The sequence below is a fragment of the Microbacterium sp. CH12i genome, from assembly GCF_000685355.1.
Classification (GTDB): Bacteria; Actinomycetota; Actinomycetes; order Actinomycetales; family Microbacteriaceae; genus Microbacterium.
In genome coordinates this window covers 251448-275596 of record NZ_JHET01000007.1, presented here as the reverse complement: position 1 = coordinate 275596, position 24149 = coordinate 251448, and the positions used below count along the sequence as shown (strand labels likewise).

Annotated in this window: 16 protein-coding genes, 1 tRNA gene and 3 pseudogenes; 4 read left to right on the top strand and 16 right to left on the bottom strand. The window is 62.7% G+C overall.

Going from position 1 to position 24149, the window contains the following annotated elements; all coding sequences use genetic code 11:
• Positions 1-66: 66 nt before the first annotated feature.
• Positions 67-2424, top strand: coding sequence for an ATP-binding cassette domain-containing protein (locus DC31_RS09765; protein WP_036279389.1), 2358 nt, complete (start codon positions 67-69; stop codon positions 2422-2424).
• Positions 2425-2819: 395 nt separating this feature from the next.
• Here the strand turns inward: DC31_RS09765 and DC31_RS09760 are convergent, their stop codons facing one another.
• On the bottom strand, positions 2820-3257 hold the full coding sequence (locus DC31_RS09760) for a type II toxin-antitoxin system VapC family toxin (RefSeq protein ID WP_036279388.1): 438 nt from the start codon (positions 3255-3257) through the stop codon (positions 2820-2822).
• Complete coding sequence (locus DC31_RS09755; RefSeq protein ID WP_036279387.1) at positions 3254-3508, bottom strand: hypothetical protein; 255 nt, start codon at positions 3506-3508, stop codon at positions 3254-3256. The genes DC31_RS09760 and DC31_RS09755 overlap by 4 nt, the downstream gene beginning before the upstream one ends.
• 191 nt (positions 3509-3699) lie before the next feature.
• On the opposite strand from DC31_RS09755, the gene DC31_RS09750 reads away from it, so the two are divergent.
• A complete protein-coding gene (locus DC31_RS09750; RefSeq protein ID WP_152545401.1) occupies positions 3700-4947 on the top strand; it encodes an MFS transporter in 1248 nt (415 codons plus the stop codon).
• A gap of 12 nt (positions 4948-4959) precedes the next feature.
• Here DC31_RS09750 and DC31_RS09745 read toward each other — a convergent pair whose 3' ends face one another.
• The 8 genes and pseudogenes from DC31_RS09745 to polA form a co-directional block, all read right to left on the bottom strand.
• Positions 4960-5160 (bottom strand): DUF6458 family protein, encoded by a 201-nt coding sequence (locus tag DC31_RS09745; RefSeq protein ID WP_036279382.1) that lies wholly within the window; start codon positions 5158-5160, stop codon positions 4960-4962.
• A 68-nt stretch (positions 5161-5228) separates the two neighbouring features.
• A complete protein-coding gene (locus tag DC31_RS09740) occupies positions 5229-5975 on the bottom strand; it encodes a formylglycine-generating enzyme family protein (RefSeq protein WP_036279380.1) in 747 nt (248 codons plus the stop codon).
• Positions 5972-6559 (bottom strand): membrane protein YczE, encoded by a 588-nt coding sequence (gene yczE, locus DC31_RS09735; protein ID WP_235201425.1) that lies wholly within the window; start codon positions 6557-6559, stop codon positions 5972-5974. The genes DC31_RS09740 and yczE overlap by 4 nt, the downstream gene beginning before the upstream one ends.
• Positions 6560-6594: 35 nt before the next feature.
• Entirely contained in the window at positions 6595-7341 is a 747-nt protein-coding gene (locus DC31_RS09730) for an SGNH/GDSL hydrolase family protein (protein WP_036279841.1), read from the bottom strand.
• 44 nt (positions 7342-7385) lie between these two features.
• Positions 7386-8735, bottom strand: a complete 1350-nt coding sequence (locus DC31_RS09725) for an MFS transporter (RefSeq protein WP_036279379.1) — start codon at positions 8733-8735, stop codon at positions 7386-7388.
• On the bottom strand, positions 8732-9757 hold the full coding sequence (locus tag DC31_RS09720; protein WP_036279377.1) for an LLM class flavin-dependent oxidoreductase: 1026 nt from the start codon (positions 9755-9757) through the stop codon (positions 8732-8734). The genes DC31_RS09725 and DC31_RS09720 overlap by 4 nt, the downstream gene beginning before the upstream one ends.
• 7 nt (positions 9758-9764) lie before the next feature.
• Positions 9765-11440, bottom strand: a pseudogene (locus DC31_RS09715) (DUF885 domain-containing protein).
• Positions 11441-11475: 35 nt separating this feature from the next.
• The gene (polA, locus tag DC31_RS09710) at positions 11476-14109 is read right to left on the bottom strand and encodes a DNA polymerase I (protein ID WP_036279374.1); all 2634 of its coding nucleotides are present in this window, start codon (positions 14107-14109) and stop codon (positions 11476-11478) included.
• 63 nt (positions 14110-14172) lie between these two features.
• Here polA and DC31_RS09705 point away from each other — a divergent pair, with 63 nt between their 5' ends.
• Positions 14173-14580: a hotdog fold thioesterase gene (locus DC31_RS09705; RefSeq protein WP_036279838.1), complete on the top strand. Its 408-nt coding sequence runs from the start codon at positions 14173-14175 to the stop codon at positions 14578-14580.
• A gap of 66 nt (positions 14581-14646) precedes the next feature.
• On the opposite strand, the gene DC31_RS09700 is transcribed toward DC31_RS09705, so the two are convergent.
• Entirely contained in the window at positions 14647-15267 is a 621-nt protein-coding gene (locus tag DC31_RS09700; RefSeq protein WP_036279371.1) for an ANTAR domain-containing response regulator, read from the bottom strand.
• A 101-nt stretch (positions 15268-15368) separates the two neighbouring features.
• On the opposite strand from DC31_RS09700, the gene DC31_RS09695 reads away from it, so the two are divergent.
• Positions 15369-15451: transfer RNA gene (locus DC31_RS09695), tRNA-Leu, on the top strand.
• Positions 15452-15506: 55 nt separating this feature from the next.
• On the opposite strand, the gene pyk is transcribed toward DC31_RS09695, so the two are convergent.
• From pyk to lgt, 5 genes and pseudogenes are all read right to left on the bottom strand, one after another.
• Positions 15507-16955 (bottom strand): pyruvate kinase, encoded by a 1449-nt coding sequence (gene pyk, locus DC31_RS09690; RefSeq protein WP_036279369.1) that lies wholly within the window; start codon positions 16953-16955, stop codon positions 15507-15509.
• A 65-nt stretch (positions 16956-17020) separates the two neighbouring features.
• On the bottom strand, positions 17021-17869 hold the full coding sequence (locus tag DC31_RS20535; protein WP_442921889.1) for an FAD-dependent oxidoreductase: 849 nt from the start codon (positions 17867-17869) through the stop codon (positions 17021-17023).
• Positions 17870-17925: 56 nt separating this feature from the next.
• A pseudogene (locus DC31_RS20530) lies at positions 17926-18402 on the bottom strand (FAD-dependent oxidoreductase); the annotation flags it as partial.
• A 67-nt stretch (positions 18403-18469) separates the two neighbouring features.
• Positions 18470-23047, bottom strand: coding sequence for a glutamate synthase large subunit (gene gltB, locus DC31_RS09680; RefSeq protein WP_036279368.1), 4578 nt, complete (start codon positions 23045-23047; stop codon positions 18470-18472).
• Positions 23048-23137: 90 nt separating this feature from the next.
• Positions 23138-24033, bottom strand: a pseudogene (gene lgt, locus DC31_RS09675) (prolipoprotein diacylglyceryl transferase).
• Between the last annotated feature and the right edge of the window lie 116 nt (positions 24034-24149).

Below are 24149 nucleotides of genomic sequence, written 5' to 3'. Positions count from 1 at the left end.
TCGTGGCAGGATCGGAACGGCATTTCGCCACTTCGGTCCCGCCTGATGATCCCACGAAGGTTGAAGATGTCTGATACGACTCATCTTGCTGACGCCCATGACCTGATCCGCGTGCAAGGTGCGCGTGAGAATAACCTCAAAGATGTCAGCGTCGATATCCCCAAACGCCGGCTGACTGTATTCACGGGAGTGTCAGGATCGGGGAAGAGCTCGCTGGTGTTTGACACCATTGCGGCTGAATCCCGTCGGATGATCGATGAGACCTACAGCGCCTTCGTGCAGGGATTCATGCCATCGGTGCCGCGTCCTGATGTTGATGTGCTCGAGGGGCTCACCACGTCGATCATCGTCAACCAGGAACGACTCGGCGCTAACCCTCGATCGACTGTAGGCACGGTCACAGATGCGAATGCAATGCTGCGTATCTTGTTCAGCAAGCTGGGGGAGCCGTATATCGGCGGTCCGACGGCGTTCTCGTTCAACATTCCGACGCAGAAGGCCAGCGGTGTCATGACGGGCGCGAGCGGCGAGAAGAAGATTGTGAAGGATGCGATCTATCTCGGTGGGATGTGCCCCCGATGCGAAGGCAGGGGAGCGGTATCTGACCTTGACCTCGCCCAGATCATCGATGAATCCAAGTCGCTGGATGACGGCGCCATCATGGTGCCGGGTTACACAGCGGACGGCTGGATGGTGAAGGGCTTCTCGCAATCTGGTTTCTACCCGGCGAACAAGCCGATCGCTGATTTCACCGAGAAGCAGCGCCAACTCTTCCTTTACGGCGAAGTGACCAAGGTCAAGATCTCCGGCATCAACATGACCTATGAGGGCCTCATCCCCAAGATCACGAAGTCGATGCTCACTAAAGATCTCGATGCGTTGCAGCCTCACATTCGCGCTTTCGTAGAGCGGGTTGCGACCTTCGCGACGTGCCCGGAATGTGACGGCACCAGGCTGACAGAAGGCGCACGCTCCTCGAAGATCGATGGGGTGAGTATTGCGGATGCATGTCGCATGCAAGTGACCGATCTGGCCGACTGGGTAGGCGCGCTGAAGCTGCCGCACGCAGCGCCGTTGTTAGACGCACTCAGCGCCAACCTCGATGCGTTCGTGACGTTGGGGCTCGGGTACCTCAGCCTGGACCGGCCGTCGGGAACGCTATCTGGGGGAGAAGCGCAGCGCATCAAGATGTTGCGACACCTCGGCTCGTCTCTCACCGATGTGACCTACGTCTTCGACGAGCCGACGATCGGCCTGCATCCGCACGACATCCAGCGCATGAACACTCTTTTGTTGAAATTGCGTGACAAAGGCAACACGGTGCTCGTTGTCGAACACAAGCCAGAGACAATTGCGAGCGGAGATCACGTCGTCGACCTCGGTCCTGGGGCAGGTAGCGCGGGCGGCAGTGTCTGTTTCGAAGGCTCGGTCGAGGGGCTCAAAGCCAGTGGCACACTCACCGGCAACCATCTCGATGACCGCGCATCGTTGAAGACCCAGGTGCGATCCGGGCACGGCGCCATTGAAGTACGTGGCGCGACCGCGAACAACCTTCAAGACGTTGATGTCGATATTCCGCTGGGTGTGTTGACGGTTATTACCGGAGTGGCAGGTTCAGGGAAGAGCTCGTTGATCCATGGCTCGGTTTCTGGGCGTGAAGGCGTGAGCGCGATTGATCAGGGGGCGATCAGAGGGTCACGTCGCAGCAATCCCGCGACATACACGGGCTTGCTTGAGCCGATCCGAAAGGCATTCGCGAAGGCTAATGGTGTGAAGCCTGCGCTGTTTAGCGCCAACTCAGAGGGCGCCTGCCCTACCTGTAAGGGCGCAGGCGTCATCATCACCGAACTCGGATTCATGGACACGATTGAAACGCTGTGTGAAGACTGCGGCGGTAAGCGCTTCCAGGCGGATGTGCTGCAGTACACCTTGGGTGGCAAAGACATCACCGAAGTTCTTGATCTGCCGGTAGCGGAGGCGCGCGTCTTCTTCTCAGAGGGTGACGCGAAGCTGCCGGCGGCAGCGGCGATCCTTGGACGATTAGAGGATGTCGGTCTCGGTTATCTCTCGCTTGGACAGCCTTTGTCTACGCTGTCTGGCGGTGAACGCCAGCGCGTGAAGCTCGCAATTCAGATGGGGGAGAAGGGCGACACGTACGTTCTGGACGAGCCGACGACGGGTCTGCATCTCGCTGATGTCGACAAGATCCTCGAACTTTTGGACCGTCTGGTGGATGCCGGAAAGACGGTGATTGTGATCGAGCACCATCAGGCGGTGATGGCGCACGCCGACTGGATTGTCGATATCGGGCCCGGCGCTGGCCATGACGGTGGGCGCGTGGTGTTTGAGGGGACACCGGCGGACTTGGTCGCTGATAAGTCAACGCTGACAGGCGAGTACCTCGCCGCTTACGTTCGCGCCTGAGGTTCGCGCCTGACGTTCTGTGCGCCACCTCAGTGAGCTGGTCAACGAGATGCGAGGTTGATCGGGTACTTCGATACCTCAAGCATCGTGCCAATGCTTATTAGTGAGGAGAGCGAAGATCAGTGTCGCGCGTTGTGGGATGGCGCATCGTAGGTTGTCACGTCGCGTGTGACGTTCGTTGAAGCTCACGCCGCCGTGACGGCTGCTGAACGCGCAGCTCGCATTGACTCGTCGATGTGCTGGCGGTGAGCGGCGATAAGAGCCTGCTGGAAGCCTGGCTGCAAGGTGGGCTCACGGTTGCAGATACCTCATCCTCCACGTGATTGAGATAAGCCGATAATGCACATTATGTCAGTTTGAAGCTGACATGTTGAGATTGGATGCCACCGCGAGCATCACTTCAGCAGATCGTCTGGTGTTGACCAACGCGCCCGCGTAAAGCGCGAGAAGTCGTTGTCGTACGAAACGACAGTCGCACGATGCTCGATGGCCAGCGCTGCCAAGTGTGCGTCGTTGACGAGGTTCCCGGCTGTGCCGAGATCCTCCAGAAGCCCTGTCAGAATGCCGAGGTGCCGCTCGCCCGGGTGAAGAACACGTCCACCCGGAGCACTGATCCACTCATCGATCTGATTCATTGCCTCTGCAGGTGAGAGCGGCGCCGTGAAGATCTCGGCACGGGTCGAGAGACGCGCGAAGGCGATGAGCGCGATCCAGCTGAAGCCGACGGTATCCTCGCCCGCAAGTGCACGGTCGAGCCATTCGAGCGCACGATCATGGTGGCGTGCGTCTGCATTCACCGCGTAGAGCAGGACGTTGGCATCGACGACTCTCACTTCCCCATCCGCATCTTTCGGATGACTTCCTCATCCTCGAGATTGCCCGAGAGGCTGAGTGCGCGATCGAGATCGAATGTGGGCTCCCCCATGTGTCGCACACGAGTGCTGCGTTTGCTGCGCGACGCCGTGGCGCTCATTCCTCCGCGAATTGCATCGTTGAGTGCACGCTTGAACGAGATGCCGTGTTCAGCCATAAGACGGCGAACCAGCGCCTCGGAGTCAGGATCGAGCGTAACTGTCGTTCGCATTTTGATAGCATAGCATCAAACTGGAAGATGATCTGCTATCAATCACTCCTCTCCGCGCGATCGCCAGCGCCACCGACCGCAGGGCAGCGATGCCGGAGTAGCGTTGAAAGGTGCGCACTCAGAACCTCTCCCCCATTGCCACGCCCGGCTGGCGTGCATGGTTGATCTGGTCGGTCGGCGTCGCCGCATATATGCTCGCCGTCGCGAACCGCACGTCTCTCGGAGCCGTCGGGGTGGACGCAGCGGAGCGTTTTCAGGCGGATGCTTCGACTCTGTCTCTATTCGCGGTGGTGCAGCTTGCCGTATACGGCGGCATGCAGATACCGATCGGTGTGCTGCTCGATAGGTATGGCGCGCGTCCTATCATCACGATCGGCATGATCCTGATGGCGTTCGGACAACTCACCATCGCCATCTCCCCCAGCATCGGCATCACGATCGTCGCCCGCATCCTTCTCGGCGCGGGCGACGCCGCGGTGTTCCCCGCAGTATTGCGTCTCATCGCCATCTGGTTCCCAGCGCAGCGAGGGCCGGTCATGGTGCAGCTCACGGGTGTGATCGGACAAGCGGGGCAACTTGTTGCGCTGATCCCGCTCGCTGCGCTCCTGCACTCGACTACCTGGACGATCACTTTCGGCAGCATCGCCGCCCTCGGCATCCTTTTCGCCATCCTTGTCTGGGCCGTCATTCGCAACCGCCCACCAGAGCTCGACGCGGACGTCACCGTCAACACCGACACCGGTGTCGTGCGAGTCGTGACGTCTGCAATCGACACTGGTGTCGGCATCCGCGCGGCCTGGGCCCATCCTGGAACACGACTGGCGTTCTGGTCGCACTTCACCACGCCGTTCGCGGGAACCGCCTTCGTGCTGCTCTGGGGAATGCCGTTCCTCACCACAGGCGAGGGTGTCTCTACTGCGCAAGCTGCGACTATCATCTCGACATATGTCGTTGCGGGAATGATTCTCGGCCCGATCATCGGAAACCTATCTGGTCGCATGCCGAATCAGCGATCCATCGCTCTCGTGCTTCCCGCGGTGGCGATTCAGATGATCGCCTGGATCGTGATCCTGCTCCAGTCGGGTCCGGCACCGCTCTGGATGCTCTACGCTCTGGCGGTCGCCCTCGCCACCGGTGCACCCGCATCGATGATTGCGTTCGACCACGCCAGAACGCACAATCCTGCGCATAGGCTCAGCACTGCGACGGGGCTCACGAACGGTGGCGGTTTCATATCCGCGCTCATCGCGATCTTCCTGATCGGTTTGGCACTCGATCTTCAAGGCGCAGGCACCCCGGACACCTACTCGCTGGAAGCTTTCCGCCTCGCATTCCTCGCGCAGGTTCCGATCTGGCTGGTGGGCGCCACCTTCATCCTCATTGAACGCAAGCACACACGAATCCGCATCGGGCTGGATCCAGAACGTCGCCGTTCCTGAGACCCTTCGCGCTTATAGTCTGGTGTCGTCTGTGGGGACGCCGCGCGGACGGCGCCGCGCGACCAGAATCAGCGAAATGATGAAGACGACCACCCCGGCTCCCATCAGGATGTATCCGACGAGATTGAGATCTAGCCATGTGACCTCGACGTTCAGTGCGAACGCGAGGATGGCTCCGATCACGAACAATGCGATTCCTGTGCCAATACCCATGGTCAGACAATGCCAGGAATTGATCCGCAGAGCAAGAGCTGCGGGGATCCGCCACGGCGCACCCGCATTCAGCCGCGTCTCGGCGTCCAACCTGACGGCAGCGCTTCATCCGAAACCGCGCGTTCGCGGTCGGCCGCCGCAGACCATCCCTGCGCGGCATCCGCGCTGTCGAAGCCGCCGCGGGCCAACCGCATCCCGACATCCTCGTGGTGCATGCGCGGCGCTCCCCCGCGACGTACCGAAGCGCGAACGCTCCAGGCATCGTCGGCGAAACCGCCCCCACGGAAAACACGATATTCGTCATAGCGCGCCGGGTCGAGCAAATCCCAGCACCACTCCCATACATTGCCAAGGGTGTCGAAGAGTCCGTTCAGGTTCGGCAGCTTTCCACCGATGTTCTGTGGTGAGCTAACACCGTCCGCACTTGTCCAAGCAATCTCAGAAAGCGGGCCATAGTGCGCTCCGGTCGACCCGGCACGGCACGCATATTCCCACTCTGCTTCAGTCGGCAGCCGGTACCCGTCGCTATCTACGTGCCAGGTGATTTCGTCACCATTGAAGCTGTAGGCCGGGTCCAAACCCTCCCATTCGGATGCCGCGTTGCAGAAGCGCACGGCACGCAGCCAACTCAGGTCGCGGGCGGGACGACGTGGATGTTCGGCGGGAATACCTAGTACCTCGGCAAACTGCTCTTCCGTGACGGCATACACACCGATCTCGAAGGTTTCGAGGTCGACCGTTCGATGCTGGTTCCGTCGTGCGTCATGCAGCGTGACCGAACCAGCCCCGACTCGCGCCAACTCGAAGTCGCTCATTTGCGCACTCGCTCCGTCTCATCTCCCAATGGGACGGCGAAAATCCGCATGAAGTACTGACACAGCGGCCCGACCAGCAGTGCGAATGTCAGTGTGCCCAGCCCGACGTTGCCGCCCAGCGCCCAGCCGATAGCAACGACCGTGACCTCGAGCCCCGTGCGCACGATCCAGATCGGCCAACCAGTGCGGTTGTGTAGACCGGTCATCAGACCATCTCGCGGTCCGGGACCGAAGTGCGCACCGATGTAGAGACCTGTGGCGGCCGCGAGCACCAGCAAGCCGATCACGAAAAATGCGATGCGAAGCCACAGCGGTTGCCCTGGCGGAATCAGCATTAGTCCCACATCGGCCGAGGGCCCAACGAGAAGCGCATTCAGCACGGTCCCGATGCCGAACCGCTGACGCAGTGGGAGCCACAGCACCAGCACGACGACACTAACCAGGATCGTGATCACGCCGAAGCTCAACGGCACATGGCGGGCGATCCCCTGTGAGAGCACATCCCACGGAGCGGCACCGATTTCGCCGCGAACGATAAATGCGATTCCGATTCCATAGAGGAACAGGCCGATCAAAAGTTGCACCCAACGACGCGGAAGCCGACGCCCCCGCACCGCAGTCACTGCGGAACCCGTTCGACCCACGCGGGGTACTTTGCCGTACGTCCGTCACCGGATGACGTGCGAGTCATTCGCCGACGCACCCACGGGCCAACGTGCTGTCGGTAGTACGCGAATCCACCCGGTGCACCGGGAGAATGCACGCCGGGAGCCCACCATTCTGTTGGAGGCTCATATCCGAGAGCGTGCAGCACACGCGCGGCAACGCGATGGTGCCCTGCGGAGTTCATGTGCAGGCGGTCGTCTGACCAGTATCGACCGGTGGAAAGCTCTCGATCGGGCCAGTTGAGCGCTCGCACGACGTCTGGTCGGTCGGCCACACGACGCAGCACCGCTGCGGAGAGTTCATCGCCGCGCCGCTGGACGAGCGAGCCCAGCGGGAGCTGTCCGGACGGGTTTGCACCGGACAGCAGGATGACACTCACACCCTGCTCATCGCATCGACGCAGCACTCGCGAGAAGGTGTCTGCGATGTGCTCGACATTCGTCCGTGGCCGGAGCATGTCGTTGCCTCCCCCGTTGAACGAGAGGTGCGTCGGGTTCAGTGCGAGCGCTGGCTCGAGTTGCTCCTCGACGATCGGCCAGGCGAGCTTTCCCCGGATCGCGAGATTGGCGTACTGGATGGGGTGGCCCGCGGCATCCGCCCAGCCCTGCGCCGCGATGTCGGCCCAGCCGCGCGCGCGGCCATCGGGCAACTCATCGCCCACACCCTCTGTAAACGAGTCGCCGATAGCCACAAATTTCACACCAGTCACTGGCCCAGCCTATTCCTGCACGGCAGCCCCGGAGGTCACCGATCGTCGAGAGGCTGACCGCCTCGATCTACCAGCCCCCACGCAGCGGCTGCCGCGACAAGGAAGAACCCCGCGAAGATCACGAACAGCAGTGGCGCTCCCCCGGCGGCTAACAGCACGGGTACCAGCAGCGGAGCGATGATGGACGCAATCCTGCCCACACCAGCGGCCCAGCCCGCCCCAGTGCCACGTAGCGAAGTCGGATAAATCTCCGGTGTGACGGCATACAGTGCGCCCCAGGCGCCCAAGTTGAAGAATGACAGCGCCATGCCAGAGCCGATGATCGCTGCCTCGCCACTCGCATTGCCGAAGAATACTGCTGAAACGGCCGAGCCAACGAGGAAGACCGAGAGCGTGAGGCGTCGTCCCCACACTTCGATCAGCCACGCAGCCACCGCGTATCCGGGCAGTTGCGCGAGAGTGATCACCAGCGTGAACCCGAACGAGCGCACCAGGTCGTACCCGGCGTCGACAAGGATGCTCGGAATCCAGATGAACGCACCGTAATAGGCGAAATTGACGCAGAACCACACCAGCCAGATGCAGACTGTTCGAACTCTGAACTCCGTCGACAGCAGGGTACTCAGCCGCGCGCCGGCGGTCATCGCGATCGCAGGCGAAACTGGTTGTCTGCGGATCGCGGGCTTAGTAGCGACGTCCGCGTCGGCTTCGAACTTGGCGACGATTCGCTCTGCGTCGGCGATGCGTCCGCGCGAGGCGAGCCAGCGGGGTGATTCGGGGAGCCCCCAGCGCACGAAGAGGGCGTAGGCCGCCGGAACGGCTCCGAGGGCGAATGCCCATCGCCAGCCGTCGTCGGATGCCGGGATCACGAAGTACCCGATCAGTGCTGCGGCCGTCCAGCCGACTGCCCAGAAAGCTTCGAGGATCACGATCAACCGTCCACGGATGCGTGCCGGCGCGAACTCGCTCACATAGGTTGACGCAACGGGGAGTTCTGCACCGAGGCCGAGCCCCACGAAGAAACGCAGCACCAGCAGAATGGCGACGCCGCCGGCAAGCGCACTCACACCGGTGGCGATGCCATAGATCAACAGCGTTATGGCGAACACCTGACGTCGTCCGAATCGGTCAGCCAGTAGTCCGCCGAGGCTGGCACCGAGCGCCATCCCGATGAATCCCACCGAGGCGATCCAGCCGCTCTCGGTCTTCGTGATATCCCACTGCTGCGCGAGCGCGGCGAGGATGAAAGAGATCAGTCCAACATCCATCGCGTCGAGCGCCCAGCCGACTCCGGAGCCGGTGAGCAGCCGCATATGACGGCGCGAGAAAGGCAGATTGTCAAGACGCGCCGCCAGCGACGACTGACTGGGGACGGCGTCGGTCATGCGAGCAGCTCCCGGACTCTCGGGATCACCTCGGTGCCGTACAGCTCAATGCTGCGCATCATCTGCTCGTGGCCGAGCGTGCCGGTGGCGTACTTCAGATCGAATCTGCCGATGCCGAGTGTGCGCACCGTGTCGGCGATCTTCTGTGCCACGCGCTCGGGCGAGCCTGAGTAGATCGCGCCCGCGGAACCCACATCGTTCTGAAAGCGCGCACGGTTGTACGAGGGCCAGCCGCGTTCCTTGCCGATGGTGTTGTTCATCGCCTCGAAACCTGAGTAGGCAGCATCCCAGGCTTCCTCATCGGTGTCCGCGATATGACCTGGCGAGTGAACCGCGATCGGATGCTCTGGTGTGCCGAAGCTTGAGATCGAGCGGTGATACAGCTCAACGAACGGCACGAAACGGGCAGCCGGACCGCCGATGATGGCGAGCATCAATCCCAGACCGTGTCTCGCGACGCGAACGACGGACTCCGGGCTTCCGCCAACTCCGACCCAGGTACGAAGCCCCTTCTCCGTTTTGGGGAACACATTGGCGTTGGTGAGACCGGCACGCATCGTCCCCGACCACGTGACTGGCTCTTCTTTCAGAAGCTCGACAAACAGTTCGAGCTTCTCCTCGAACAGCGCCTCGTAATCGCTGAGGTCATAGCCGAACAGTGGGAACGATTCGGTGAACGATCCACGGCCGAGTACGACCTCCGCGCGGCCGTTTGACACGGCATCCAACGTCGCGAAGCGCTCGTACACCCGCACCGGGTCATCCGAGGAAAGCACCGTTACTGCCGTCCCGAGGCGAATGCGCTCGGTGCGCGAGGCGATCGCAGCCAGCACCATCTCAGGCGCCGAAACTGCGAACTCGACCCGGTGATGCTCGCCGACGCCGAAGAAGTCCACGCCGACGCGGTCAGCGAGCTCTGCCTGCGCGACAATGTTTCGGATGGTTTGCGCCGCCGTCAGCAGACTCCCGTTGGCGTCTCGGGTGATATCGCCGAAGGTATCCAGCCCGAATTCGAGTTCCATGTTGCCTCTATTTGGTGATCAGTGCCGTGCGGAGGGTGTCGAGACCGACACCTCCGAGATCGAGCGCACGCTTGTGGAACTGCTTGATGTCGAAAGCGTCACCCTGCTGGGCCTGGTACGCGTCGCGGACCTGTTCCCAAATCCGTTGACCGACCTTGTACGACGGCGCCTGGCCTGGCCAACCCAGGTAGCGGTTGACCTCGAACTGCACGAACTCATCCGACATGTTCACGTTTTTGCGCATGAACTCGAGCGCGTAGTCCGCGTCCCAGGTGCCTGTGCCGTCGAGGCGTGGCTTTCCGAGGTGCACACCGATGTCGAGCACGACACGCGCTGCGCGCATGCGCTGGCCATCAAGCATGCCCAATCGGTCGGCCGGATCATCAAGATAGCCGAGCTGCTGCATAAGCCGTTCCGCGTAGAGCGCCCAGCCCTCTGCATGCCCGGACGTACCCGCCAGCAACCGGCGCCAAGAGTTCAGCTCGGCACGGTTGTATACCGCCTGGCCGATCTGAAGGTGATGACCGGGAATGCCCTCGTGGTAAACGGTCGTGAGCTCACGCCATGTGTCGAACTCTGTGACTCCCTCAGGCACTGACCACCACATGCGTCCAGGCCGAGAGAAGTCGTCTGTCGGGCCGGTGTAGTAGATGCCGCCCTCTTGCGTGGGCGCGATCATGCACTCGAGCGTGCGGATCTGCTCGGGGATATCAAAGTGCGTTGCACCCAGCTCGGCCACGGCGCGGTCGCTCGTTTCCTGCATCCACTTCCGGAGAGCATCGGTGCCGTGGAGTTTGCGAGCGGGGTCAGCCTCAAGGTGGGCGACGGCCTCTTCGACGGATGCGCCCGGCAGGATCTCGTTCGCGATCGCGGTCTGTTCGGCGACCATACGGGCGAGTTCTTCGCGTCCCCATTCGTACGTCTCGTCCAGATCGATTTCTGCACCGAGGAAGCGGCGGGAATGCAGCGCGTAGACATCGCGTCCGACGGCGTCAACATCGGATGCCGCGTGCACCAGGGTTCCGGTGAGGAACTGACGCAGCTCGTCGTAGGCGACGCGGGCAGCAGAAGCGCTGTTCGCAAGCTCGCGGGCGAGAGAAGCCGGAAGGTCCCCTTCATCCGGAGTCGCATCGGCGACGAATTCTGCGAAGAACCCGTCGTCTGCCGTGTAGCGGGTGATCTGGCCGGCAACCTCAAGGACCTGACGGCGTGCGGGAGTAATACCGCGCGAGATGCCTTCCTGAAGTGTCGCGGTGTACCCGCGGAGTGCGTTGGGCACAGCCGCGAGACGCGTGGCGACGACGGACCAGTCGTCGACGGTTGATGTCGGCATGAGGTCATAAACCTGGCGGATGTCCTGCGCAGCGGATGCGATCACGTTGAGGTCGCGGAGGTGCCACTGCGCGTCGTGGAACTCGAGGTCGAGCCGGAGCTCGCTACCGAAGTCTGCTTGGTGACTTCGTCGACCGAATCAGCCGGGGATACAGCGTCGAGCGCGCCGAGGGTTTTACGCACCTCTGCCGCATACTGCTCATGGCCGTCGGGACTGAGATCGCCGTAGCGGTCGTTGACGTCGTTGCGGCCAATGTACGTGCCGAGCGTTGGCTCAAGAACGGCGAGGGTGTCGACCCACTCTTCGGCGATCTTGTCGATCGCTGTGGGTGTGCGAGGGGTAGTCGTCATGCCCTTCAGCGTAGTGCCGTGGCGGTTGCGCCGCTCTAGTGTGCGGCCTCGTTCCAGTCGCGGCCTCGGCCGACCTGCACATCGAGCGGCACGGTGAGATCGGCGGCATTCGCCATGCGCGCGCGCACGATCTGCTCGGTGGCATCCCACTCCCCCGGCGCGACTTCGAGCACGAGCTCATCGTGGATCTGCAACAGCACGCGGGAGCGGAGTTCAGCCTTCTTCAGATCGTCGTGAATCTGAAAGAGCGCGATCTTCATGATGTCGGCCGCGCTGCCCTGGATCGGAGCGTTGAGCGCAGCGCGCTCGGCGTTTTCACGCAGCACCCGGTTCGGACTCGTGAGGTCAGGGAACGGGCGCCGGCGGCCGAAGATCGTCTCGGTGTATCCGACTTCTTTCGCTTTCAGCACCGAAGTGCGCAGGTAGTCGCGCACGGCGCCGAAGCGAGCGAAGTACTCGAGCATCAGCTTCTTGGCCTCGGACTGCTCGATGCGCAGCTGCTTGGAAAGGCCGAACGCAGAGAGCCCGTAGACGAGTCCGTAGGACATCGCCTTCACCTTGGTGCGCATCGCCGAGGTGACTTCAGACGGCTCGACCCCGAACACACGCGAACCGACGAAACGGTGCAGGTCTTCGCCGCTGTTGAACGCCTCGATCAGTCCTTCGTCGCCGGATAGATGCGCCATGATTCGCATCTCGATCTGCGAGTAGTCGGCGGTGAGGAGCGTTTCAAAGCCTTCGCCTACTTCGAATGCGCTCCGGATGCGACGCGACTCTTCGGTACGCACCGGAATGTTCTGCAAGTTCGGGTCGGTGCTGGAGAGACGCCCGGTCTGGCTGCCGGTCTGGACGTAGGTGGTGTGAACGCGATGATCCTCGCCGATCGCGGCGTCGAGCGACTCGATGATCTGACGAAGTTTCGTCGCCTCGCGGTGCTGCAGCAAGAGGTCAAGGAAAGGGTGCGGATTGCTGTCCTGCAGATCGGCGAGCACCGCAGCATCCGTGGAGTAGCCCGTCTTGGTCTTCCGGGTCTTGGGCAGCTGCAGGTCTTCGAACAGCACCTCTTGCAACTGTTTGGGCGAGCCGAGGTTGAACTCGCGGCCGACGAGCGCGAAGGCTTCGGTCGCAATGCCCTCGGTGCGGGAGGCAAGTTCGCCCGAGAAGGTGGAGAGCACCTCGTGCGAGACCGCGACTCCCGCGACCTCCATGTCTGCGAGGACAAGCAGCGTGGGCAGTTCGACGTCGGTGAGTACTGTTGCGACTGGCTCTGGGAGTGCGTCGCGCAGGGCGGCCGCAGCCCGGAGGGTGAACCAGGCTTCTTGCGACGGCGTCGCGCCATCGGTCTCTGGTACGAGTTGCGAGGGATCGGCCTCCGGCAGTTTCTCATCGAGGTAGCGATCGACAAGGTGCGCGAGTGTCTTGTCTGGGAAGCTCGGACGCAGCAGCCAGCCAGCCAGCGTCGTGTCGTACGTCAATCCGCCGATGCGGATGCCCGCACGAAGCAACGCCTTCACCTGCGGCTTGGCATCGTTCATGACCTTGGCGGCGTCGGACTCAAGCCAGGGGCGGAGTGCATCAGCGGTGGCTGCGCTCCAGTCGCTCTCACGCAGCTCGGTGGCTGTCGCAACGCCAATGCGCGAAATCGCGCCGCCGGCTGTCACGAGAGTGAGCGCAGTCTCGATGGTCTGTGATTTGAGCCACTGCACAAGATCGGTGACCGACACCTCGACAGGGTCAGGCAGCGGTACGGCAGGCTCATCGTGCACAGACTCGTCACCCGTTCCGACGGCGTCGAAGACGCGTGGCAGAAGGGTTCGGAACTCCAGGCGCGCGAAAATATCGCGGACGGCTTGGGCATCGATCGGCGCGACGGCGAGATCTGTGGGCGCGACGGGAAGTTCGACGTCGGTCAGCAGGCGGTTGAGCCTGCGGTTGCGGCGCACAGCATCCATATGATCGCGGAGATTGCCGCCGACGACACCCTTGATCTCTTCGGCGCGTTCGAGTAGTTCGTCGAGGCTGCCGAACTGGGTGAGCCACTTGACTGCTGTCTTCTCCCCCACCTTCGGCACACCTGGCAGGTTGTCGCTGGTTTCGCCCACCAGAGCGGCGATATCGGGGTACTGCTCCGGCCTGACGCCGTAGCGTTCCTGAACCGTGGCGGGGTCGTAACGCTTGAGCTGCGAGACGCCCTGCACGGACGGGTAAAGAAGCGTCACGTCATCCGTGACGAGCTGGATAGTATCGCGATCGCCGGACACGACCAGCACATTGAATCCCGCCTCAGCGCCCTGCGCGGCGAGGGTCGCGAGAATGTCGTCGGCCTCGATACCTTCCTTTGTCAGCACGGGGATCGACATGGCAGCGAGGACGTCTTGGAGAAGCGGGACCTGGCCACGGAACTCTTGGGGCGATTCGGAACGGGTCGCCTTGTATTCGGGGTATTCGTCCGTACGGAAGGAGTGCCGTGAGGTGTCGAAGGCGATCGCGAGGTGCGTCGGCTGCTCAGCCTTGATGAGGTTGACGAGCATCGACAAGAAGCCGTAGATCGCATTGGTGTGCTGATTGTCTTTGGTGGTGAAATTCTCGACCGGGAGCGCGAAGAACGCACGGTAGGCGAGAGAATGGCCGTCGACGACCATGAGGGTAGGCTTTGCGGAGTCCGTCACCCTGTCAGCCTAACGAGGACGACGGACACGCGCTGAGGAGGACACGTGATCGAGACCACACAGATGACCCCGCTGGAATGGCTCGCACAGCGAGGCATGGGCGCTTTGGCCGAAAAGATGGAGATCAAGTTCATCGAATTCACGATCGAACGCGCTGTTGCGACGATGCCAGTCGAAGGCAACACGCAGCCGGTTGGTCTCCTGCACGGCGGTGCGTACGTTGTTCTGGGTGAGTCGCTGGGCTCGATGGCCGCGAACCTGCATGCAGGCCCTGGCCGTCTCGCCGTCGGCGTCGACATCAACGCCACGCACACTCGTTCTGCGACCTCGGGCATTGTCACCGGCGTGTGCACGCCGATCCACTTGGGCCGCAGCGTTGCTGTGCACGAGATCGCCGTAAGCGACGATCAGGGACGGCGTTGCTCGACGATTCGCATCACGAACATGATCAAGGACTTCCCCGCCTCTTAGGCGTCTGTCAGGATTCGCTGCATCCGGATGCAAGCTCTCGGAGGCGGATACCGCTTCCGAGAGTGATCACGCCTTCTTGGGCGCGAGCTGCTCGATGATGGCCTTCGCGACGTCCTGCATGGTGAGACGGCGGTCCATGGAAGCCTTCTGGATCCAGCGGAATGCCTCGGGCTCGGTGAGCCCCATCTTCTCGTTGAGCAGGCCCTTGGCGCGGTCGACGAGCTTGCGGGTCTCGAAGCGCTCGACCATGTCGGCAACCTCGGCCTCGAGGGTGATGATCTGCTCGTGCCGGGCAAGGGCGATTTCGATCGCGGGAAGCAGATCGTTCGGAGTGAAGGGCTTCACAACGTAAGCCAGGGCGCCCGCTTCGCTTGCGCGTTCGACGAGTTCCTTCTGGCTGAAAGCGGTGAGCAGCACGACGGGGGCAATGTTGCCCTTGTGCAGCTTCTCGGCCGCGCTGATGCCATCGAGCAGGGGCATCTTGACGTCCATGATCACCAGGTCGGGGCGCAGTTCCGTGGCGAGAGCCACAGCCGTTTCACCGTCACCGGCTTCTCCAACGACGTCGTAGCCGTTGTCGCGAAGGATCTCGACGATGTCGAGACGGATCAGCGACTCATCTTCGGCGACGACAACGCGTCGCGGGGCGGATGACGTGGGCTGCTCGGTCTGTTCTTGCTCGGTCACATATCCATTCTAGGGGAGAGCGTCCTGTACCAAGGCCCAGGCAGCGGCAATGGGCGGAACGAGCATCTATCCTGCGCTAAAGTCGTAGACGCGACACGTGAGCCGGCGTGGCGGAATGGTAGACGCGGAGCACTCAAAATGCTTTGTTCGAAAGGACGTGTGGGTTCGAGTCCCACCGCCGGCACAGAAATCGAAGAAGGCCCGGGGCGTGAGCCCCGGGCCTTCTTCATGCGATCAGATCAGACGGCAGCCTGATAGATCGGCGCTGCACCATTCACAGCATCCCCGACCTTGTGGACGCGGATGTCGTTGGTAGAACCCACGATTCCGGGAGGGGAACCGGAGATCACAACGACCCGATCCCCTACCTCCGCCAGCTTGTTCTTCAGCAGGTGCTCGTCGACCTGAAGGAACATCAGGTCGGTGTGCTGCACTGCCTCGACGAGCGTCGAGCGGATACCCCACGTCAGCGCCATGCGGCGCCGGATGTCGGGGTCCGGCGTGAACGCGAGCATCGGAATTCGCGAACGCAGACGCGACAGGCGGCGTGCCGAGTCACCAGACTGCGTGAACACACACAGGTACTTCGCCTCAACGAAGTCGGCAACCTCAAGCGCTGCGAGGGTGATGGCGCCACCCTGGGTGCGCGGCTTGGCGGTGAGGGGCGCGATGCGCTCCAGGCCGTGCTCTTCAGTGGATTCCACGATCCGCGCCATGGTCTCGACGACAACGATGGGGTACTCCCCCACGCTCGTCTCGCCAGAGAGCATGACAGCGTCTGCACCGTCGAGGACGGCGTTCGCGACGTCAGAGGTCTCGGCGCGTGTCGGTACCGGGCTGGAGATCATCGACTCGAGCATCTGAGTCGCCACGATGACCGGCTTGGCGTTGCGACGCGCAAGCTCGACCGCGCGCTTCTGCACGATCGGCACGGCCTCGAGTGGGAGTTCCACGCCGAGGTCGCCACGAGCGACCATGATGCCGTCGAACGCCATGACGATCTCTTCGAGGTTGTCGACGGCCTGAGGCTTCTCGATCTTGGCGATGACGGGCACTCGCACGCCCTCTTCGGCCATGATCTCGTGCACGCGGTCGACGTCTTCGGCGTTGCGGACGAACGACAGCGCGATGAGGTCAGCACCGATTTTCAGGCCCCAGCGAAGGTCAGCCTCGTCCTTCCCACTCAACGCAGGAACGTTGACGGCGACACCGGGCAGGTTGATGCCCTTGTTGTTGGACACAGCACCGGCGACGATGACGCGCGTGGTGACGACGGTGCCATCCGTCTCGACGACCTCTACGCGGACCTTGCCGTCATCGATGAGGAGGAAGTCGCCAGCCTTGACATCGTTTGGCAGACCCTTGAAGGTCGTGCCACAGATCTCACGGTTGCCGATGATGTCTTCGGTGGTGATCTTGAAGATGTCGCCCACTGCGAGATCGTAGGGGCCGGCTTCGAACTTTCCGAGCCGGATTTTCGGCCCCTGCAGGTCGACGAGGATGGCTACAGCCTTCCCCGCGTCGTCTGCGGCACGACGGACGTTTGCGTAGTTGGCTTCGTGAACGGAATAGTCACCGTGGCTGAGGTTCAGTCGGGCGACGTCGACCCCCGCTTCGATGATGGCGCGGACGCTCTCGTAGGTGGAGGTGGCCGGGCCCAGCGTGGCGACGATTTTCGCGCGTCTCAACAGATTCTCCAGGGTAAAAGGGAAAGGAACGAACTGGCGACGGTGCCGCAGCCAGCCTACGCGGGCTACAGCCCAATCGCGACATCTGAGGGTCGTACTGGCGCAGGAAGTACCGTCTCGCCCATCAGGAAGCGGTCGACGCTCGCAGCGGCCGCGCGACCTTCTGCAATCGCCCACACGATAAGTGACTGCCCACGACCGGCGTCACCGGCAACAAATACACCCGGGACGGTGGATTCGTAGGACTCGTCGCGGCGGAAAGAACCGCGGTCGGTCACCTGCGGATGGGTATCCTCGGTGAAGCTATCCTGCTCTGGTCCTGTGAATCCCATCGCGATCAGCACGAGGTCTGCGGGAATCTCGCGCTCGGTGCCACTCTTTGGGACGCGGCGACCGTCGACGTATTCCGTCTCGGCGACGCGCAGTGCGCGTACCTCGCCCGCATCATTGGAGAGGAACTCGACAGTGGATGCCAGGTAATGGCGCTCCCCGCCTTCCTCATGGGCGGACTGCACCTCGAAGATGGTGGGCATCATCGGCCACGGCTGGTGATCCGGGCGATCTTCGCCCGGCTGCACGCCGATCGCGAGATTCGTCACGCTGAGTGCGCCCTGACGATGCGCGGTGCCGATGCAGTCGGCTCCGGTGTCGCCGCCGCCGATGACGATGACGTGCTTGCCCTCGGCGGTGATCTGGTTCTGTACGCCATCGCCGGCGACCGCATGGTTCGACTCGACGAGGTACTCCATCGCGTAGTGCACGCCATCCAGGTCGCGCCCGGGGATAGCCAGGTCACGTGGGACAGTCGAGCCAGTCGCGACAACAATCGCGTCGTATCGTGCGCGCAGATCAGTCCAGCTGATGTCCTTACCGATTTCGACACCAGCGCGGAAGCGGGTTCCCTCTTCCTGCATCTGACGCAGGCGCGACTCGATGTGACTCTTCTCCATCTTGAAGTCCGGGATGCCGTAGCGCAGCAGGCGCCAATACGATCGTCGCGTTCGAACACGGCGACGGTGTGCCCGGCTCGCGTGAGCTGCTGTGCGGCAGCGAGGCCTGCGGGACCCGAACCGACGACGGCGATGGTCTTGCCGGTGAGACGTTCCGGTGGTTCTGGTTCGACCCAGCCCTGAGCGAACGCCTCGTTGATGATCGAAACCTCTACCTGCTTGATCGTCACGGCAGGCTGGTTGATTCCCAGCACGCAGGCGCTCTCGCAGGGGGCAGGGCACAGCCGGCCCGTGAACTCCGGGAAGTTGTTCGTGGCGTGCAGCCGCTCGATTGCCGAGCGGTCTTCTCCGCGCCAAGTGAGATCGTTCCACTCCGGGATTAGATTGCCGAGCGGGCAGCCAGCGTGACAGAACGGCACACCGCAATCCATGCACCGGCCAGCCTGACGGCGCAGCACCGCCTTGTCGCCCGGTTCATAGACCTCTTTCCAGTCCATGATTCGGACCGGGACGGGACGGCGAGCGGGCAGCTCCCGCTCTGTCACCTTCATAAAGCCCTTGGGGTCAGCCACCAGTCACCTCCAGGATTCTGCTCCAGACAACATCGCCATCCGGGTCGAGCCCGTCTGCCTCCGCTTCCTGGCGCATGGTGCGTACTGCGGCGAAATCACGCGGCAACACCTTCACAAATTCGGATGCGACGGCGTCAAAGTCCACCAGCATTTCGGTGGCGAGCGGAGACGCCGTGCGCTCTGCATGCTCGGTGAGCAGGCCGCGGAGTACCTCGAGATCGGCCCGGTCGAGAGCCTCCAACCGCAGTTCCCCGCTCTCACGAGACTGCTGGTTGACCTTGTCCGTGACAAGCCCGTGCACGTACGCCACGCCGCCAGACATTCCGGCACCCAGGTTTCGTCCGGTCGATCCGAGAATCACCGCGACACCGCCCGTCATGTACTCGAGTGCGTGGTCGCCCACCCCTTCGACCACGGCCGTCGCCCCGGAGTTTCGCACCAGGAACCGTTCCCCGACGACTCCGGAAATGTACATCGTGCCTGAGGTCGCTCCGTAACCGATGACGTTTCCGGCGATCACGTTCTCATGGGGGGTGATGTGCGAACCGCGCGCTGCACGAATCGTGATGTCGCCGCCGGAGAGGCCCTTGCCCACGTAGTCGTTGGCGTCGCCTTCGAGTCGCAGGATGATGCCGGAGGGCAGGAATGCGCCGAGGGACTGGCCCGCGGTGCCGCGGAGCGTGATGTCGATCGTCTCCGGCGCGAGTCCGGCCGCACCGAAGCGTGCGGTGACCTCGTGACCGAGCATCGTGCCGACTGCGCGTTCAGTGTTGCGGATCGGGAGATCGATGACGACATGGGTGCGCTCGTTCAGCGCCTCCTGCGACATCTCGATCAGCTGGACGTCGAAGTGCTTGTCGAGCTCGTGCTCCTGCTTGCGGGCGCTGCGGCGCGGCTCGGATGCCGGGAAGACAGGTCCTTCAAGCATGGGCGAGAGATCCAGCCCATCGGTCTTCCAGTGCTCGATGGCGGCGTTCGCCTCGATGAGGTCGGCGCGCCCGATGATCTCATCGAGTGAGCGGAATCCGAGCTCTGCAAGCAGTTCGCGCACCTCTTGGGCAATGAACTCCATGAAGTTGATGACGAACTCCGGCTTGCCGGTGAAACGCTCCCGCAGCGCCGGGTTCTGTGTGGCGACGCCGACTGGACAGGTGTCCAAGTGGCAGACGCGCATCATGATGCAGCCGCTCACCACCAGTGGTGCCGTCGCGAAACCAAACTCCTCCGCGCCGAGCAGCGCGCCGATGATGACGTCGCGGCCGGTCTTGAGTTGCCCGTCGACCTGCACGACAACGCGGTCCCGCATGCCGTTGAGCATCAGGGTCTGCTGCGTTTCGGCGAGCCCGAGTTCCCACGGGGTGCCCGCGTGCTTGAGCGAGTTCAGCGGGCTCGCACCGGTGCCGCCGTCATGGCCCGAGACCAGGATGACGTCGCTGAGTGCCTTCGCGACGCCCGCGGAGACGGCACCGATACCCGACTGACTCACCAGCTTGGTGTGGATGCGCGCGTTGGGATTCGCTCTCTTCAGGTCGAAGATCAGCTGCTTGAGATCTTCGATCGAATAGATGTCATGGTGGGGCGGCGGCGAGATGAGCCCGACGCCGGCGGTCGCGTGACGCGTGCGCGCCACCCAGGGGTACACCTTCGCCGGTGGCAGTTGGCCGCCCTCGCCGGGCTTGGCGCCCTGCGCGAGCTTGATCTGAATGTCATCGGCCTGAGTCAGGTACAGGCTTGTCACGCCGAAACGACCGGAGGCAACCTGCTTGATCGCGCTGCGACGCTCAGGGTCAAGCAGACGATCGGTGTCTTCGCCGCCTTCGCCGGTGTTTGACTTGCCGCCCAGGCGGTTCATCGCGATCGCCAGCGTCTCGTGCGCCTCGCTCGAAATTGAGCCGTAGCTCATCGCGCCGGTCGAAAACCGCTTCACGATGTCGCTGACCGGTTCGACCTCATCGAGAGGCACCGATCTGTTGGCGCCGGTGCGCAGGGTGAACAGTCCGCGCAACGTCTTGAGTTCTGCCGCCTGATCGTCGACGAGCTTCGTGTACTCACGGAAGATGTCATAGCGGCGGGTACGCGTGGAATGCTGCAGCCGGAACACGGTGTCAGGGTTGAACAGGTGCGGCGAGCCATCTCGGCGCCATTGGTACTCGCCGCCTGTCCACAGTCGCTCATGAGCGCGAGCCGCGGCATCCTCGGGGTAGGCATAGTCGTGACGCGCCTGGTTCTCAGCGAAGACGTGTTCGATGTCGATTCCACCGAGCTTCGACTCTGTGCCGGTGAAGTACGCGTCGATGAGCTTCTGGCTGAGGCCGACCGCCTCGAACACCTGCGCTCCGGCGTATGACGACACGGTGGAGATGCCCATCTTCGACATGATCTTCAGCACACCCTTGCCGAGCGCGTAGATCAGGTTGCGTACGGCCTTTTCGGGCGAGATTCCGGTGATGAAGCCGGTGCGCACGAGATGCTCGACTGTCTCCATCGCGAGATAGGGGTTGACGGCAGATGCGCCGTAGCCGATCAGCGTCGCGACGTGGTGAACCTCGCGGACATCGCCTGCTTCGACGACCAGACCGACCTTCATTCGGTTCTCACGCCGAATCAGGTGGTGATGGATCGCCGAAACCATCAGCAGCGACGGGATCGGCACGAGGTCCTTATTCGAGTCGCGATCCGACAGGATGATGAACTCCGCGCCACGCGCGATCGCCTCATCGGCTTCGGCGCACATCTCATCAAGGCGCTCCTGCATCGTGTGCGAGCCGGCGTCGAAGTGATAAAGGCCGCGCAGCGTGACCGACGAGCGCCCTTCGAGCGCCTTATCGATATGGCGCACCTTCGCCAGCTCATCGTTGTCGATGACCGGGAAATCGAGAGTGACCGTGCGAGTGTGCTCTGGGCCCCAGCTCAGCAGGTTGCCCTCCGGCCCGAGACCGAGACCGAGGCTCGTGACGACCTCTTCTCGGATGGAATCCAGCGGCGGGTTTGTCACCTGCGCGAACTGCTGCGTGAAGTAGTCGAACAGCAGTCGCGGTCGCTCGCTGAGCACAGCGATCGGGGTGTCGGACCCCATCGCGCCGAGCGGCTCGGCACCATTCTGGCCCATCGGGGTGAGAAGAATGCGCACTTCTTCTTCGGTATAGCCGAAGGTGCGCTGACGTCGGGTGATGGATGCCGGCGGGTGCACGATGTGCTCGCGTTCCGGCAGGTCGGCGAGGCGGACAGCGCCTTGATCGAGCCAGTCTTGCCAGGGGTGCATGGTGGCGAGATCGTGCTTGATCTCGTCGTCTTCGACGATGCGACCAGCGGCGGTATCTACGAGGAACATCTTGCCGGGCTGCAGGCGTCCGCGGCGCTTGATGCGCTCCGGCTCGAACTCGAGCACACCGGTCTCCGAGCCGATAACGATTAATCCATCGGTGGTCTCTGTCCAGCGGCCAGGTCGCAGACCGTTGCGGTCAAGAGTCGCACCGACGAGCGTGCCGTCCGTGAAGATCAGCGCTGCCGGCCCATCCCACGGCTCCATCTGGTTCGAGTGATACTCGTAGAAGGCACGCAGCTCCGGTGGGAGGTCGGTCTGCTTTTCGTATGCCTCAGGCACCATCATCATGATGGCGTGCGGCAGGCTGCGACCGGTCAAGGTCAGCAGCTCAAGCACCTCATCGAAGGATGCCGAGTCACTGGCCCCTGGCGTGCAGATCGGCAGCAACGGCTTGATGTCGCCGAGCATCTCGGACTCGAGCTGAGACTGTCGGGCGCGCATCCAGTTGCGGTTGCCACCAACAGTGTTGATCTCGCCATTGTGTGCCAGCATCCGCAGCGGCTGAGCTAGCGGCCACGACGGGAAGGTATTCGTGGAATAGCGGGAGTGCACGACAGCGAGCTCAGAGGTGAATCGTTCGTCCTGGAGGTCAGGGTAGAACGGCTCGAGCTGAAGCGTCGTGACCATGCCCTTGTAGCCAAGAGTGCGGCTGGACAGCGAGACAAAATATGCGCCGAGCTCATGCCCGGCGCGCTTGCGCAGACGGTATGCGACGCGGTCCAACGCGATACCGGAAAGACGTTCGCCGTCACCCGGAGCGGGATTGGTCGCCACGAAAAGCTGCTCGAAAGCTGGACGAGCCTCATCGGCAAGCTTGCCGAGGTTCTCGTTGGCAGTGGGCACAACGCGCCAGCCGAGGACAGTGAGGCCCTCTTCGCGCGCAATCTTTTCGACACCCGCCTTTTGGGTGCGACGCTCCCCCGCCTGCAGCGGGAGAAAAGCGAGACCGGCGGCGTATTCGCCTGCCGTGGGGAGTTCGAAGCCGGTGACTTCACGCAAGAATGCGTCTGGCATCTGGGTGAGGATGCCGGCACCGTCTCCGGTGCCCGAATCGGAGCCGATGGCACCGCGGTGTTCGAGATTTCGTAACGACTCCAGAGCAAGCTCAATGATGTCGTGGCCGGCGGTGCCCCGGAGGGTTGCGACCATGGCCAGGCCGCAGGCATCCTTTTCGAATGCCGGGTTGTACATGCCCTGCTTCGGGGGGTAAGCGCCAGATGCGCCGTAGGGAGGCTGGAAATACATCCGTTAACGTCCTCAGATAGTCAAGTGACACCGGGGACGACGTCGGCCCGCTCGTTCAGTGCAGTGGATTCTTCACTCGGCGAGTGAGGCTTATCGGGAGCCTGACTCGTCTGCAGGAGCGGCGCTTGTGGCAGGGGCTCCGGCGGTGACTTCGACCGGAGGCTCGCTCACGTCGACGAATTCATCGAGATTGTTCTGCGATTGTACATCAGCATCAACATCCTTCCGAGCGCGTCCCGGTGCGTAAGGCGTAGCTTCCCGTGCGGTGTGTCGGCGCGTCTGGATGATGAGGATCGCGATGCCAACCACGACGCCGAGAATCGCTGCCCACACGTTGCTGCGGAGGCCGAGGATAATCTCGCTCGGGTCGATGCGAATCGACTCCCAGAGGATACGGCCAGCGCTGTACCAAATGAGGTACACGGCGAAGACCTTGCCCCACTGCAGCTGCAGGCGACGACCGATCCAGAGAATGAAGAGAACGCCGAGACCATTCCAGATGACTTCGTAAAGGAATGTCGGGTGAAAGAGCGTGCCTTCGGCGAGTCCGGGTGGGAACGCGGCGTTATCTGACTCGATCTCCAATCCCCAGGGCAAGTTGGTCGGGAGTCCGTACAGCTCGTGGTTGAACCAGTTACCGAAGCGACCGAACGCCTGCGCGAGCAAGAGACCGGGTGCGAGGCGTCGGCAAAGCTCCAGAAGCGGATGCCGGTCCACTTGCAGCCCAGATACGCGCCAACAGCACCACCGAGGAGCGCACCGAAGATCGCGATGCCGCCCTCCCAGATCGCCCAGACAGACCCGGGCTCGAAGGGGTTCCAGGTGTTCTTGTCCGGCCCGAAGTAGAAGTTCGGGTGGGTCAGCACGTGGAAGATACGTGCGCCGATGATGCCGAGCGGTACGGCAAGGATGGCGATGTCGATGACAACCCACGGCTCGGCTCCGCGCTTGGTGAGACGGTAGTTCGTCAACAACGTGGCGGCGATGATGCCCGCAATGATGCAGAGCGCGTAGAAATGAATTCTCAGCGGTCCGAGATCGATGTAGCTGACCGGAGGGCTCGGAATGCTGGTGAGCACGCCAGTGAAGGTGCTGTGAAGCG